11 protein-coding genes are annotated in these 13,976 nt (G+C 73.0%); 6 read left to right on the top strand and 5 right to left on the bottom strand.

The window, feature by feature from the left end:
• Positions 1 to 48: 48 nt before the first annotated feature.
• On the bottom strand, positions 49 to 3,309 hold the full coding sequence (locus ACLJPY_RS42100) for a BTAD domain-containing putative transcriptional regulator (RefSeq protein WP_410596577.1): 3,261 nt from the start codon (positions 3,307 to 3,309) through the stop codon (positions 49 to 51).
• Between the two features lie 173 nt (positions 3,310 to 3,482).
• Here ACLJPY_RS42100 and ACLJPY_RS42095 point away from each other — a divergent pair, with 173 nt between their 5' ends.
• The 5 genes from ACLJPY_RS42095 to ACLJPY_RS42075 all read left to right on the top strand — a co-directional run bounded on the left by ACLJPY_RS42095 (position 3,483) and on the right by ACLJPY_RS42075 (position 6,916).
• Positions 3,483 to 3,728, top strand: a complete 246-nt coding sequence (locus ACLJPY_RS42095) for a WXG100 family type VII secretion target (RefSeq protein ID WP_410596576.1) — start codon at positions 3,483 to 3,485, stop codon at positions 3,726 to 3,728.
• The gene (locus tag ACLJPY_RS42090) at positions 3,725 to 3,970 is read left to right on the top strand and encodes a WXG100 family type VII secretion target (RefSeq protein WP_410596575.1); all 246 of its coding nucleotides are present in this window, start codon (positions 3,725 to 3,727) and stop codon (positions 3,968 to 3,970) included. The genes ACLJPY_RS42095 and ACLJPY_RS42090 overlap by 4 nt, the downstream gene beginning before the upstream one ends.
• A gap of 46 nt (positions 3,971 to 4,016) precedes the next feature.
• Positions 4,017 to 4,619: a helix-turn-helix transcriptional regulator gene (locus ACLJPY_RS42085; protein ID WP_354913070.1), complete on the top strand. Its 603-nt coding sequence runs from the start codon at positions 4,017 to 4,019 to the stop codon at positions 4,617 to 4,619.
• A 44-nt stretch (positions 4,620 to 4,663) separates the two neighbouring features.
• Positions 4,664 to 5,989, top strand: a complete 1,326-nt coding sequence (locus ACLJPY_RS42080) for an amidase family protein (RefSeq protein WP_410596574.1) — start codon at positions 4,664 to 4,666, stop codon at positions 5,987 to 5,989.
• A 759-nt stretch (positions 5,990 to 6,748) separates the two neighbouring features.
• Positions 6,749 to 6,916 (top strand): hypothetical protein, encoded by a 168-nt coding sequence (locus ACLJPY_RS42075; protein ID WP_410596573.1) that lies wholly within the window; start codon positions 6,749 to 6,751, stop codon positions 6,914 to 6,916.
• A gap of 76 nt (positions 6,917 to 6,992) precedes the next feature.
• Here the strand turns inward: ACLJPY_RS42075 and ACLJPY_RS42070 are convergent, their stop codons facing one another.
• The 4 genes from ACLJPY_RS42070 to ACLJPY_RS42055 all read right to left on the bottom strand — a co-directional run bounded on the left by ACLJPY_RS42070 (position 6,993) and on the right by ACLJPY_RS42055 (position 12,803).
• On the bottom strand, positions 6,993 to 8,288 hold the full coding sequence (locus ACLJPY_RS42070; protein ID WP_410596572.1) for a cell division protein DivIVA: 1,296 nt from the start codon (positions 8,286 to 8,288) through the stop codon (positions 6,993 to 6,995).
• 146 nt (positions 8,289 to 8,434) lie between these two features.
• A complete protein-coding gene (locus ACLJPY_RS42065) occupies positions 8,435 to 10,429 on the bottom strand; it encodes an SDR family oxidoreductase (protein WP_410596571.1) in 1,995 nt (664 codons plus the stop codon).
• 102 nt (positions 10,430 to 10,531) lie between these two features.
• A complete protein-coding gene (locus ACLJPY_RS42060) occupies positions 10,532 to 11,353 on the bottom strand; it encodes a class F sortase (RefSeq protein ID WP_410596570.1) in 822 nt (273 codons plus the stop codon).
• 4 nt (positions 11,354 to 11,357) lie between these two features.
• On the bottom strand, positions 11,358 to 12,803 hold the full coding sequence (locus tag ACLJPY_RS42055; RefSeq protein WP_410596569.1) for a collagen binding domain-containing protein: 1,446 nt from the start codon (positions 12,801 to 12,803) through the stop codon (positions 11,358 to 11,360).
• A 316-nt stretch (positions 12,804 to 13,119) separates the two neighbouring features.
• Here ACLJPY_RS42055 and ACLJPY_RS42050 point away from each other — a divergent pair, with 316 nt between their 5' ends.
• The gene (locus ACLJPY_RS42050) at positions 13,120 to 13,953 is read left to right on the top strand and encodes a Bax inhibitor-1/YccA family protein (protein ID WP_410596568.1); all 834 of its coding nucleotides are present in this window, start codon (positions 13,120 to 13,122) and stop codon (positions 13,951 to 13,953) included.
• Positions 13,954 to 13,976 lie beyond the last annotated feature (23 nt).

Genomic DNA, 13,976 nt, shown 5'->3' with positions numbered 1-13,976 from the left:
CGAGACCGGGTGGCCGCAGCGCGGCCGGTCAAGCCGGGCGAAAGCCCCTCAGCTCCCGGCAGCGGCCCGCGACCGCACCGAATGGGCCCGCCGGATCCCGAACGGCTGCATCCGGACCTCCGCGCGCCGGACGTCCCACGCCGCGCCCATTCCCGTGTACGCCGTCAATGCCGCCCGGAACGCCGTCCGTGCCTGCGTCAGCTCGCCCGACTCCGCCAGGAGGATCGCCGCGTCCTCCGTGGCCTTCGCCTCCTTCAGCACCCGGCCGGCCGCGCGGTAGTGCCCCGCGGCCGTCAGGACCGGGGCCGGGTCGCCCGTCGCCAGGCCGCGGCAGTGCGCGGCCGCCGCTGCGTGGGCCGGAGGGATTTCGCCGTCCGGCTCCAGCAAGTCCAGCGCCTCCGCGACCCGCTGCCGGTCGCCGAGCGACAACGCCAGCCGCACCAGGTCGGGGAGCCACTGGTGGCGGGCCGCCGGCGGGTAGTTGTCCTCCAGCAGGGGCGACAACGCCGCCAGCGCCGCCTCCGGCCTGCCCTCCTGCTCGGCCAGCAACGCCCGCGCCGCGAGCAGGAAGTCGCCGCCGTCCGGCTCGAGCCCGGGCGGCCACTGCCGGCGCTCGGCCGCGTCCAGGTGCGTCCTGGCCTGACCCGGATCGCCGCGGTGCCCGGCGATCAGCGCGCCGACGCCGTGGACCAGCAGCGCCGAACCCGGGCTGCGCAGCACGTAGGACGCCGTCTCCGCGCCGTCGCGGATCACCGCGTCCAGCTCGGCCAGTGCCTCGGGCCAGCGGCCCAGCCAGTAGTAGTGCACCGCGCCGGCCAGGTGCATCTCACCCGGCACCGCGCGGGTCGCGGCGATCCGCCGGGCGGCGTCGAGCGGCTCGGCGGCGTCCTCGAGGCTGTCGAGGTTCGGCACGGCCAACGCCGCGTCGTCCAGCGGGTGCAGCCCGGCCGGGGCCAGCGCCGTCTCCTCGCCGAGCTTCTCCAGCGTGGCCAGCAGTGCCTCGTGCCGCCCGCGCCACATCTCCGGGACGTCGGCGTCGTCGAGCGTCCGCTTCAGCTCGGCCGTCGCCTCCGAGAAGTCACCGCGGCGGTAGTAGACGTAGGCCAGGATCCAGCGCATTTCGGCCGCGCGCTTGCTGTCGGCCGTGCGCGCCACCACCGAGCGCGCTTCGGCTTCCGGCTCCCGGCCGAGCCAGAACAGCAGCCGGGCCAGGGTCGCGGTCAGCGTCTCGCGCGCGTCCGGCGGCAGCGTGCCCTGCGTGACGGCGTGGCGCAGCAGGTCGACGGCGACGCGCGGGGTTTCGGTGGCCACCGTCCCGATGTGCTCCAGCAGCCACGCGGTGACCCACGGGTCGACCTGCGCGGGCGCGGCGGCGAGCTGCCCGGCGACGCGCTCGGCGGGGGCGCCCGCGGCGGCGAAGGCCTCGGCCAGCTGCCGGTGCAGCGCGACCCGCATCGCGGCGGGCGTCTTCTCGTACAGCACCCGGCGCACCAGCGGGTGCCGGAACGCCAGCCGGTCGCCCGATTCGACGAGCACGCCGGACGTGATCGCCTCGTCGACCGCGCCGACGAGCGCCGTCGGCGGCCGTTCGGTGGCGACGGCGATGTCCGCCAGCGAGAACTCGTGGCCCAGCAGTGCCGCCCAGCGCAGCGTGTCGCGCGTCCCGCTGGAGAGGAAGCTCAGGTAGAGCGTGATCCGCGAGCCCAGCGGCGGCGGGATCGTCTGGCACGCATTGCCGTCCAGGTGCGCGTGGACGCCGTCGAGCACGATCATCGACTGCGCGACCAGCGTTTCGACGATTTCCCTGACGTAACGCGGGTTCCCGGCCGCGTAGGACACCAGCAGCTGCAGCCCCGGCCCGGGCGGCGCGCCGGCCAGCTCGGTCGCCAGCTCGCGGGTGGCGTCCTCGGCCAGCGGCGGCAGGGTCAGGACGGTGATGTCATCGTTGTCAAGCTCGGCTCGCAAATCGTCCAGCGCCGCTGGTCGTGGCACCGGACGGCACGCGCCGACGAGCAGCAGCGGCAGCTGCCGCGTCTCGCGGCTCAGGTAGCGCCAGACGTGCAGCGTGGCGTCGTCGGCCCAGTGCAGGTCGTCGACGACGAGGACGAGCGGGGCTTCCGCGCACAGCTCGCGGACGAACCCCAGCACGTCGTCGACGGGGTCTTCGCCGGCCTGTCCGGCGAGCCGCGCGGCCAGGTCGGCCCGGCGCGGGTCGGTGGCGCGCGGGTGCACGCCCAGTGCGTCGAGCAGCGGCCGCAGGGCGAACCGCTGGTCCAGCGCGTCCGCGGCGGCGAAGGCGGGTTCGAAGTCCTGCGCCGCGGTGAGCAGCTCGGCGAGCAGCGCGGTCCGGCCGCTGCCCGGCTCGCCCTCCAGCCACACCGACCGGCCCGTCCCGGCGCCGAGGCCGGCGACGGCCTCGTGCAGCCGGTCGAGTTCGGCTTCCCGGCCGACGAAGACGTCGGCCCGCTCCGGCAGCGCGGCGGCCGGCAGCCGCGCCGGCCTGCGGGCCGGCGCCGGTTTCGGGTCGGGCGCCGCGGCGGGTCGCTCCAGCAGCTCGTCGTGCAGCCGCCGCAGCGCCGGGCCGGGTTCGGTGCCCGACGACTCGACGAGCCGCTCGCGGACGTCGGCGTAGACCGCGATCGCCTCGGTCCGCCGCCCGGCCCGGACCAGCGCGCGCATGAGCAGCCCGCGCAACGTCTCGCGGAACGGGTGCTCGCGGGTCAGCGCGGTCAGCTCGGCGACGAGTTCGGTGTGCCCGCCCGACTCCAGCACGACTTCGGCGCGCCGCTCCACGGTCGCGAGCCGCACCTCGGTGAGCCGGGCGCGCTGGGCGGCGGCGAACGGCCCGGGCAGGCCGGACAGCGGAACGCCGTGCCAGAGCGCCAGCGCTTCGTCGAAGGTTTCGCGGGCCCCGCGCAGGTCGCCCGCGGCCTGCCGGCGCTGGGCCTGCTCGCGCAGGGTTTCGAACCGGTGGACGTCGATCGCTTCGGCGTCCAGGCGCAGCGAATAGCCGGAACCGATCGACGCGAGCAGCTGCGGGCCCTCGCCCTTGGCCCGGCCGGGTTCCAGCGCGCGCCGCAGCCCGGAGACGTAGGTGTAGATGGAGCCCTGCGCGCTCTGCGGCGGCGCCTCGCCCCAGACGGCGTCGATCAGCTCCTCGCGCGAAACCGTGCGGTTGGGGTGCATCGCCAGTGCGGCGAGGACCGTCCGCCGGTGTGCGGAGCCGAGGTCCAGCTCTGTCTCGCCCTGCCAGGCCTTCATGGGTCCCAGCAGCTGGAGCCTCGGTGCGGAGCTGTCCGCGGCCGACATCGGTCTCCCTTCGTGCGCGACGAATCGTCACGCGCCGGATGCCTGCCGTGAGCATACGCGGACACCGTGAACCGGCAGGCAAGGATGGCGGACATTCGGGCAACGCGGGCGCGGTCGGGGTTCCGCGCCGCCGCGGCCTGCGCCACCCTCGGGAAGCCCGAGAGGAGCCGCGGATGCCGACCGAAGACATGCTGCGGGCCGCCGCCTGCTTCGCGTCCGCGCTCGACGCGGCCCGGTCGCACCTGCGTGCGGTCAACAGCGAGATGGCGGTCGTGCAGGCGTCGTGGCGCGGTGAGGCGTCGGTGCGGTTCGGCCAGGCGATGCGCGACTGGGAGCAGGAGTACGACGTCATCCTGTCGCGGCTGGCGGAGCTGCTGGAGGCGACCGGCGGCCCGATGCCGCGGCCGCGCCTGCCGTGACGCGGCTCGAGTTCGGCTTCGCCGATCTGGTGCTGGACCGAATGGACGCCATCACCGGACAGCTCGGCGCGGTGCTGGCCGACCTGGAGGCCCGGGTCGAGCCGGACCTGGCCGGCTGGCCGCCGGAGGCGCGGGAGGGCTACCGGCGAGCGCAGCGCGACTGGGCCCGCGCGGCCGGGCGGATGCCGGGGTGCCTGGAGCGGGCGCGGGCGGCGTTCGGGGAGCTTTCTTCACGGGCGTGAAGGTGGAATAGGGAAGGCGTGAAGACACGTCGGCCACACTGCGCGCATGAAGCCCGTCGAAGTGAGCGTCCTCGCCTCGGACCCGATCACGCACGCCGGCGCGGTGAGCCTGCTGGACAACCATCCCGACGTCCGGCTGACCGACCTCGTGCCGGACGTGCTGCTGGTGATGGAGGACCACGTCACCGAGTCCGTCCTCGGCGAGATCCGGGCGGCCAAGGCGTCCCACGTCGTGCTGGTCGTCGAGCACTTCCGCGAAAGCGACCTGATGGCGGCGCTGGAGTGCGGGGTGGTCGCGATCCTGCCGCGCCGCGAGACGGGCGGCGCCGAACTGGTCACGGCGGTGCTCGCCGCGGGCGACGGCACGGCCAACCTGCCGCCGCGGCTGCAGGGCGCGCTGCTCGCGCAGGTGCAGCGGATGCGCAAGGACGTCCTCGAGCCGAACGGCCTCACGCTTTCCGGGCTCGCGGCGCGTGAGTGCGACGTGCTGCGGCTGGTCGCCGAGGGCTTCGGCACCGAGGAGATCGCGGCGAAGCTGTGCTACTCGGAGCGGACGGTGAAGAACGTCCTCTACGGCCTGATGACGCGCTGCGGCCTGAACAACCGCGCCCACGCCGTCGCCTACGCGCTGCGGGCGGGCGCAATCTGAGACGTTTTCTCTGCTGCTGTCACCTTTTCGGCTAGGGTCCGGTCATGGCGCTCACGGCAGTGGAGATCGCGGCCTCGGTCCGGGCCGGGAACCTGGACCCGGTGCGGGTCACCGAGGAGGCCCTCGACCGGATCGCCGCGGCGGACGGCGTCGTCGGCGCGTTCCGGCGGGTGCGCGCCGAGGAGGCGCTGAAGGAGGCCGCAGCGGTCGCCGCCCGGCCGGATCTCGCGTCGCTGCCGCTGGCCGGGGTGCCCGTCGCGGTCAAGGACGTCACGGAGCTGGCCGGCGAGTACGCCTCGCACGGCTCGCAGGCGGGATCGTCCGCGCAGGCGGGTGCGGACGGCGTGATCGCGGCCCGGCTGCGGGCGGCGGGCGCGGTGATCGTGGGGCTGACGCGGGTGCCGGAGCTGTGCATCTGGCCGATGAGCGACACCCCGGACGGCATCGCCCGCAACCCCTGGGACCCGACGTACGCCGCGGGCGGTTCGTCCGGCGGCAGCGCGGCGGCGGTGGCGGCGGGGCTGGTCCCGCTGGCCCACGGTTCGGACGGCATGGGTTCGGTGCGCCTCCCGGCGGCGATGTGCGGCCTGGTGGGCCTGAAGCCGGGCGCGGACCTGCTGGCCGAGGGCGGCTGGTTCGGCATGTCGGTGCACGGCCCGCTGGCCACCACGGTCGCGGACACGGCGGTGCTGCTGTCGGTGCTGGCCGACGCACCCGCGCTGGCTTCGGTCCCGTCGCCGTCCGCGGTCCGGATCGGGATGTCGACGACGGTGCCGCTGCTGCACACGCCGGTCCCGAAGGAGCTGGTGGCGGCGGTCTCGACGGCGGCGGGCCACCTGGCGGCGGCCGGCCACGCGATCACCCCGGCGGCCCCGCGCTACCCGCCCACGATGGTCCTGGGCATGACGGCCCGCTGGCTGGCGGGCCCGGCGATCCAGGCCCGCGCCTTCGACGGCGCGCGGCTGCAGCGCCGGACGCGAGCCCACGTCCGCGCGGGCCGCCTGGTCGAGCGCGCGGGCCTGATCCGCCCGCGCACGCGCGACCACTGGATCGCCCGGGCGGAGGAGTTCTTCGCGACGCACGAGGTGCTGTTGACGCCGACGCTGTCGCACTGGCCGGTGAAGGCGGGCCGCTGGCACGAGAAGGGCTGGCTGGCGAACGTCCTGCCGTCGACGCGCTTGGCGGGCTTCACGGGCCAGTGGAACTTCGCGGGCTACCCGGCGATCACGGTCCCGGCGGGCCGTTCGGTGGTGTCGGGCCTGCCGACGTCGGTCCAGCTGGTGGCCCGCCCGGGAGGGGAGTCCCTGCTGCTGGGCTTGGCGGCTCAGCTGGAGGCGGCGAACCCCTGGCCCCGGACCGCTCGCAACTGAGAGCGGGCAGCTGTGCGCGACTGGAAGCGCGCAGGCTTTTAGTCCTCGGATCCGTCGAACACAGCGCGTTCATGCGTAACCAGGCCGGAGTAGCGTTCCCGGCTTGGACGGACCTCGAGACTTCGATGCCAATCGGCTCGTAGTGCACGCATCGCTTGCGTGTAACGCCTGCTCCTCGCCCTTCGAGGCTCCTTTGCGTAGCGTTCCCAGACCGCCTGGCGACTGACGCCGAGCGCTTCGGCGATTTCGTCCCACTTCACTCCAAAACTGCGAGCCAGGTCGACTTCGTATGCGAGCAGGAGTTCAGCGTTCGCGGCGAGTTCAGAGGCTTCCAGCAGCCACCTGGTGAAGTCGCCCTCCGCGGTGGGGGCTTGCTTCTTCCTGGCGAACGCGTCTGCGGCCGACCGGTGCCGCCGAGCGAGGCTCGAGTACGCACGGGCCACTTTGGCGAACAACTCGGCGTGCGAGCGCAGAGAGGGGCGATCTGGTTTCGACATGGTTCGGGCGATCCGTCTCGGGGTGAAGGCGTCAAGCTGATCCTGACGAGCTTTTTCCGGGTTTCCTTGACAAGAGTACGTTAGGTGCTGTTCTGCGCTGATCCTGTCATCAGCGACGATGGGCCTGGTTTGTCAAGGTTAGCTTGCGAAATCAGTTTTTGATGCTTCGCCTGGGTCCGACGACGTGTTAGACGGTTGTCCGCTCTGCCCGGAAGCTGGAGATTCCTCGGGTGTATCGATCGCTCGTACCCGGGGAGCTTCCGTGCTGACCACGATCACCCAGTCGCCCATGACGCCGGTCGCCGGTGTGATTCTGGCCTTGGCCGTCCTGACACGGCCGCTGCTGCGGTATCCGCACTTCTGGCGGTACCTCGAAGCGCGGCTCAACGCGAGAGCCTCGAAGCGACAGAGGGAGCGGAAACGATCGTGAACACGCCGAAGGCCGCCTCGAAGCACTCGAGGCGGCCTTCGCGGATGTCCAGCGCGGCAGGGCCTGCTGTCGTGGCTCAGTTGCCCGGCTTGCTCCCCGTCGGCGAGAGCGGCTTCGCGCCGTTGCCGTTCGCGCCGTTGCCGCTCGCGGGCTTGGTCGCCGGGCCGTTCGAGTTCGCCGGCTTCGCCTGCGGCGCCGGCTTCGCAGCCACAGCGGGCTTAGCCGCCTGCGGCGCGGGCTTCGCCGCCGCGGCCTGCGCCGCCGCCTTCGGCTCCACGCCCGCCGCCGCCGCGGGCTGTGCCGCTGCCGCCGCCGCGGGCTGTGCCGCCTTCGGCTCCCCCGCCGCCGCGGGCTTCGCCGCCACGGCCGCCTTCGGGATCGTCGGCTGCACCACCGGCACGACCGGCGCCGCCGGGGTCGTCGCCGACTCGGCCGAGTCGCCGCCGACCAGCCTCGACGCCTGTGGGATCACCGCTTCCTCCGGCAGCGCCGCCAGCTGCGTCTCGCTGCGGTTGAGGATGTCCTCCGCCATCGCCAGGCTCTTGCGCGCCTGCTCGCGGATCTCCGCCAGCCGCTCCACCTTGCGGTGGGCCGCCGTCGTGCGCTGGGCCGCCTGGGTGGTCGCCTCGTCGAGGCGGCGCTTGGCCTCCGCCGTCGCCTCGTCCAGGCGCCGCTTCGCCTCGGCCGTCGCCTCCGCGATCCGGCGCTCCGCCTGGTTCTTGCTCGCCGTGCGCTGGTCCGCGATGTGCTTCTCCAGCGCCGCCTTCTGGGCCGCCTGGGTCGCCTCGAACTCGCGCTCCAGCTTCCGGCGCTTCCGCTCGGCCTCGTTGTCCAGCAGCTCGCGCCGCTGGGCCGCCTCGATCGTCAGCCGCTGGACTTCGGCGCGCGTCTCCGCCAGCGCGGCCTCGTGCTCGGAGTGCAGCAGGTCGGCCTGCTTGTCCAGCTCCGCGACCAGCTTCGTGTACCGCTCGCGCAGCTTCGTCGACGCATCCGTCGAGGACGCCCACGTCTTCTCCGCGGCCACCTCGGCGCGCTTGATGATCTCGTCCGCGCGGGCCTGCGCGAGCGTCACCGTCCGCTGCATCCGCTCGTCGAGGTCCTCCAGCCGCTCCGGCGGCTTCTTCAGTTCCTCGACGCGCGCCTCGAGCGCCGCGACCTGCTGCCGGACGGACTCGACCTCGCGGGCCGCGGTCGCGGCCTGGGCCGCGGCGGCGTCGCGCTCGCTGAGCACGCGGCGCAGCTGGGCTTCGACGTGGTCGAGGTACTGCCGGACCTCGTTGCGGTCGAAGCCGTGCCAGGCCTGGGTGTACTCACGACGGAGGGGGAGGAGGCCGTTGAGGGCGGTTGCGGCGGGGTCGCGCTCAGGAACCATGGGCCCGACCGTACCCGGGCACCCGCCGCCTCCGCCGTCCGGCTTAACGAATCACCAACACGTGTCGCGGTGTCGCCGGAATGGCCTCACCCGGGAAACGCAGCGTGAGCCCGAAACCGGCATCCGCGCTGACCAGCGGGACGCAGTCACCAGTGAAAGCCGCGCGAGAGCCGGGCCAGCGCCATCGCCGCGCGCGAGAGGTGTTTCTCGCCACGTCCGATCTTGAGCTCGCCCGAACCGCCCGCCGCGGCCGAATCCGGGAAGATCCGGAAACCCTGGTACGCGATGGCGTCGGTGAGGCCCGGTGTGAGCGTGTAGGCCAGCCCGATCGCCTGCCCGGCCGGGGTGCCGATGTGCTTCGGCCGCTCGACGAGCGCCTTCAGCACCATGTCGGCGGCCTGTTCCGGCGACTTCGTCGGGAACGCGTCGTAGATCTTCGTCGGGCGGATCATCGGCGTGCGCACCAGCGGCATGTGGATCGTGGTGAACGTGATCCCGTCGCCGTGCGTCTCGGTCGCCGCGATGCGCGAGAAGTAGTCCAGCGCCGCCTTCGACGCCGCGTACGCCGAGAAGCGCGGGGCGATGCCCTGGACGCCGATCGACGACACGTTCACGATGTGCCCGAACTTCCGCTCCGACATGTGCGGCAGCACCGCGAGGATCAGCCGCACCGCACCGAAGTAGTTGATCGCCATCGCGCGCTCGTAGTCGTGCATCCGGTCGTAGGACAGCTTGATCGAGCGGCGGATCGACCGGCCGGCGTTGTTCACCAGCATGTCGATCCGGCCGTGCTCGGCCAGCATCGCGTCGACGGCCTTGCGCACCGAGTCTTCGTCGGTGAGGTCGGCCGGGTACACCGACGCTGTGCCGCCGGCGGCGATGATCTCGTCGCGGACCTCCTCCAGCTCGTGCTGGCGGCGCGCGACGAGCAGCGGAACACCGCCCGCGGCGGCGACCTTCAGCGCCGTCGCCCGCCCGATGCCCGACGACGCGCCGGTGATGATCACGCGGCGGCCGTCCAGCTCGCCCCGCGGCCCGTGCTTGCGCGCGCGGAAGGGGTCGAGGTGCTCGCGCCAGTAGCGCCACAGCGTCGGCGCGTACTCCTCGAGCCGCGGGACCTCGACGGTGCCGGCCAGCGCCTTGCGCGTCTCGGCCGAGGAGAACACCGACGGGAACGCCATCGTGTCCAGCAGCACCGGCGGGATCCCGAACCGCTCCAGGACGGCGTCGCGCGCGATGGTGACGCCCGGGATGTGCTCGGTCAGCTTGACCAGCCCGACGATCCGCTTCGAGAGGCCCTCGCCCAGCTGGACGGTGATCGTCGGCGCCCCGGCGGCCCGCGCGAAGGCGTTGTACACCGAAACGACCGGCTGCGGCTCGGGGTTGACCAGGTGGAAGGCGTGGCCGTCGAGCCCCGGCTTGACCACCAGCTCCAGCAGCGCCTTGGCGACGTAGTCGACCGGCACGATGTTGGTGTCGCCGAGGTCCGGGCCGACGACCGGCAGCACGTCCGGCAGCCCGGAGAGCCGGTTGATCGCCGGGAAGAGGTAGTACGGGCCGTCGATCTTGTCCATTTCGCCGGTCTCGGAGTGCCCGACGACGACGGCGGGCCGGTACACCCGCCACGGCACCCGGTCCTGCTCGCGGACGATCTTCTCGGCTTCGAACTTCGTCCGGTGGTACGGCGTGACCAGCCGCTGCCCGGCGTCGAACATCTCCTCGGTGAACACGCCTTCGTGGTCGCCCGCGACGGCCACCGAGGACACGTGGTGCAGGCAGCCCGCGCGCAGGTCCGCGGCGAGGTCGACGACGGCCCGCGTACCGTCCACATTGGCCTTGACGCTGGCTTCGTCGTCGGCGGTGAGGTCGTAGAGCGCGGCGAGGTGCACGATGTGGTCGACGCCGCCGCGCAGCTGCTCGCGGTCGGCTTCGGACACGCCGAGCAGCGGCTCGCCGAGGTCGCCGGTGACCAGCGTGACGCGGTCGGAGTGCGGCCACTGGTCGACCAGCGCGGCCAGCTTGGCCCGCGAGGACGCGCGCACCACGAGGGCGACGCGGTCGTCGTCGGGCCGGGAGAGCAGCAGCCGGGTGAAGTGACGCCCGATCAGTCCGGTCGCCCCGGTCACCAAGAACGTCGCCATCTGACTCACACCTCTCGCCGCCACCGCCCTGACCCTGGGCATTGTGCTGCATGGCGTCGCCCGCGACCACCGTGTCGAAACGTGATGTTACCCACGGGTAACTTAGGCGGGGTCCGCGATGACGACGCGGTTCTCCTCGTAGCCGTCCGAGCCGCCGACCCAGCGGCCGCCGCACGTCACCAGGACCACGCGGTGCGGGCCGGACGGGCCGAAGAGGTAGTCCGCGCGCGCCGGCAGGTCGCTCTTGTGCACCGTGACCAGCTGCGAGATCCGGTAGCGCCACGTCTTGCCCGCGGTGTCCACAATGGTCACCTCGGCGCCGATCCTGGCCGACCACAGCTCGGCGAACGGCCCGGTCGCGCCCCGCCAGTTCACGTGGCCGGCGAACACGCTGGCCCCGCTCGCCGCGTCGAGTGCCGCGCCCCACCACGTCGCCTGCCCGAGGTCCGCGGGGATCGGCAGCTCGCCGCCGGGGCCGAGGTCCATCCGCACCAGCGTCGCCGTCCCGCCGGCGGGCAGCCGGACCGTGCCCGGCCGCTGCGCCGCCGGGGAGGCCGGGGACGGCGGTGGCGCCGCCGAAGAGGTCGTCTGCGCGGCCGGGGCCGCCGGAGCCGCGGGTGTCGCCGCCGCCGGGGATGAGGACGGCGCCGGAGCCGCGGCACCGGCCGCGCCCGCGGCGGGCAGCGCCGTGCCGGTCACGACGGCCACGGGCGGCGCGGTGACCACGGAAGAACCGAACTCCACCGCGAGCACCGTCGCCGCGCCGAGCGCGAAGCCGGCGAGCAGCCGGCCCCGCCCGCGCTTCGGCGCGGGCGGCTCCGGGTGACCGGCGGGCGGCTCGTCGTCGGCGGCCGCCCAGCCGGTGCCCCGGTGCCATTCCTCGGTGAACCAGTCCTCGCCCTGCCAGCCGCCGTGGTGCGCCACGCCGCTACCGCCGGGACGCCCGCCGCGCGGCGGCACCGGCCAGCCCGGCCGCCAGCAGCACCAGCAGGCCGAGCCCGGCCAGGCCCAGCGCGGAGTAGTGCGTCTCGACGACCCCGCGGGCCAGCGCCACCGGCTGGTCGCCGGCCGGGATCGCGCGCGGGACCTCGTTCGGTTTGTTCGCCACCGTCAGCGCGAGGGTCTCGCCCGGCTTCAGCGTGCCGCACGCCGACGGCGGGTTCTGCGGGTCGTAGGCGTTCGTGTAGCCGGGCGGCGGGCTCGCCTCGACGACGCAGATCTCCTGCGGCGCGCGCAGGTTCTCCACCGTCACGCCGCCGGTCTTGCCGTCGGTGGTGACCACCACGGGCTTGCCGTCGGCGCCGGTGAGCGGCTTGCCGTCCTGGCCGAGCGCGGCCGACGTCTTGTCCTTGCCGGTGACCCGCAGGACGGCGCCGCCGACGCCCTTGCCGGTGTTCGCGTCCGTCTTGGTCACCTGCACGGTGCCGGGCTTGGTCACCTCGACCACGCCCTGGGCGGTCAGCTCCTTCTCGCCGCCGGTGGAGACCACGCGCTGCACCGCGGTGTCGACCGGCACCCGCACGTACGGCCGGTCGGCGGGCGCGGATAGCGAGGCCACCAGTTTCGGTTCGTCGCCGGCCGGAGTCAGCTTCACGGTCACGGTGCCGTCCGCGCCCGTCTTCAGCGTGACTTCCTTCGCGGCGGCTTGCGGGCTCGAATTCCCGCCGGTGGTGTCCGCCTTGCCGTCGCCGAGGGTGGCGTCGGTCGCCGTCAGCTTCACCGGGACGTCCGGGACGCCCTTGTCGCCGGCGTTCTTCACGGTGACCGTCCACTCGGCGGCCTCGCCGGGGTGCTGGTCGCCCTTCGGCGTGGTCATCGACGCGGTCCACGGCCCGCGGTTGGTCTCGGCGTCCGTCTTCAGCCGGTCGACGGCGTCGGCCGCGGCCGGGAAGTGGTCGCGCAGGTACTGGAGGTGCCCCGGCGCGTCGTAGGCGATCTTGTCCTTGGGCAGGCTCGGGTCGAGATCGGCCGGGGTGCGCGGTGCCGCGGTCCACGAGTGCAGCAGGTGCGCGAGCGCGGTCGCCTCGTCCGCGTTCTTGGTGCCGCCGTAGCGCAGCAGCAGGTACGAGATGTTCGCGGCGTCGCCGGCGGGCAGCTTCGTGCCCCACTTCGTGAGCAGCTCGTCGCCGGGCTTGTACTGCTCGTCGGTGTCCGGCGCCTTGAGCAGGAAGCTGACGCAGAACACCTGCTGGCCGCTTACGACGTACGAGCCGAGCCAGACCGTGCCGAAGCCCGGCTGGCCGCCGACGTCGTGGCCGATGCCCTGCTGGACGGCGGCCGCGGCCGGGGTCGCGCCGGCCGTCACGGAAAGCAGGCCGAGGAGGGTCGCGGCGAGGAGTCCGATGAGCGCGCGCAGGCGTGCTGACCACCTCATGTGTCAATGCTCCTTCGTTCGACGCACGGCAGTGCCCCACGTCTGTGCAGGTCACACGACTGATCAAGTCCCCGACGCGCGTTCGGTGAACGTCCGAGCACGCGAAGTGAGCGTTGCGTCAAGGAGCGAAACTGTGTACCGCTCTTCGGGTGGCTGTCGCCGAACGGTCGTGGCGGCCGTCGCTTACCGTGTCGTCCGAGGCCGGTCCGCGGTGGTCGAGTAAAGTGTTCTTTACTCGGCGGGAACCGCTCGTCCCCGGCGGTCGTTGAACCCGATGCAGCGATGATCCACGAAGCAGCAGATCCAGGAGGATCAGGTGCGTTCCAGTAGCAACCCGGCGTTCCGCAACCTGCCCAGCGGCGGAACCCAGACTTACGGGCAGTACGGGCCCCCGGTGGGCTTCAACCAGCCGCAGGGCGGCGTGCCCGGGTACGGCCCGGGCCGGGCCGCCTCCGGCGAGGGCGATCGCCCGATGACCGTCGACGACGTCGTCGTCAAGACCGGCCTGTCCCTCGGCACCGCGCTGCTGTTCGGCGTGATCACGGCGATCTGGGCGCAGGTCCAGCTGGCCGACACCGGCCGGCTCTCCGGCGCGCTCATCGGCGTGATGATCGCCGGCCTGCTCGTCGGCCTCGTCGTCTCGCTGGTCATCATCTTCCGCCAGAAGCCCAGCGGCGCGCTGACGCTGACGTACTCGGCTGCCGAAGGTCTTTTCCTCGGTGCGCTCAGCGGCGTCTTCGAGGTGATCTACCCGGGCATCGCGCTGCAGGCGATCGTCGGCACCGTGGGTGTCTTCATCGGCATGCTGGTGGTCTACAAGACGGGTGCGGTCAAGGTCACGCCCAAGCTGACGAAGTGGATCGTCGGCGCCGTCGTCGGTGTCGCGGTCCTGATGCTGTTCAACCTGATCAGCTCGCTGGCCTTCGGGTTCAACCCGCTGCGCGACGGCAGCCCGCTCGCCATCGCGTTCAGCATCCTGTGCATCGGCATCGCGGCGTTCAGCTTCCTGCTCGACTTCGACCAGGCGGACCGGATGATCCGCGAAGGCATGCCGTCGAAGTGGGCCTGGTACACGGCGTTCGGCCTGATGACGACGCTGGTTTGGCTGTACCTGGAGATCCTGCGGCTGCTCTCCTACTTCCGCGAGTAACCTGGCTCACAGTCCCGCAGTGA

This window comes from Amycolatopsis sp. lyj-23 (assembly GCF_046549135.1).
Lineage (GTDB): Bacteria > Actinomycetota > Actinomycetes > Mycobacteriales > Pseudonocardiaceae > Amycolatopsis.
The sequence above is the reverse complement of the archived record's forward strand: the minus strand, read 5'-3'. Positions and strand labels throughout refer to the sequence as shown.

Bases quoted from the DNA above. Each gene is read 5' to 3' on its own strand.
- ACLJPY_RS42100 (WP_410596577.1), bottom strand. From the start codon at position 3,309: ATGTCGGCCGCGGACAGCTCCGCACCGAGGCTCCAGCTGCTGGGACCC.
- ACLJPY_RS42095 (WP_410596576.1), top strand. From the start codon at position 3,483: ATGCCGACCGAAGACATGCTGCGGGCCGCCGCCTGCTTCGCGTCCGCG.
- ACLJPY_RS42085 (WP_354913070.1), top strand. From the start codon at position 4,017: ATGAAGCCCGTCGAAGTGAGCGTCCTCGCCTCGGACCCGATCACGCAC.
- ACLJPY_RS42080 (WP_410596574.1), top strand. From the start codon at position 4,664: ATGGCGCTCACGGCAGTGGAGATCGCGGCCTCGGTCCGGGCCGGGAAC.
- ACLJPY_RS42070 (WP_410596572.1), bottom strand. From the start codon at position 8,288: ATGGTTCCTGAGCGCGACCCCGCCGCAACCGCCCTCAACGGCCTCCTC.
- ACLJPY_RS42065 (WP_410596571.1), bottom strand. From the start codon at position 10,429: ATGGCGACGTTCTTGGTGACCGGGGCGACCGGACTGATCGGGCGTCAC.
- ACLJPY_RS42055 (WP_410596569.1), bottom strand. From the start codon at position 12,803: ATGAGGTGGTCAGCACGCCTGCGCGCGCTCATCGGACTCCTCGCCGCG.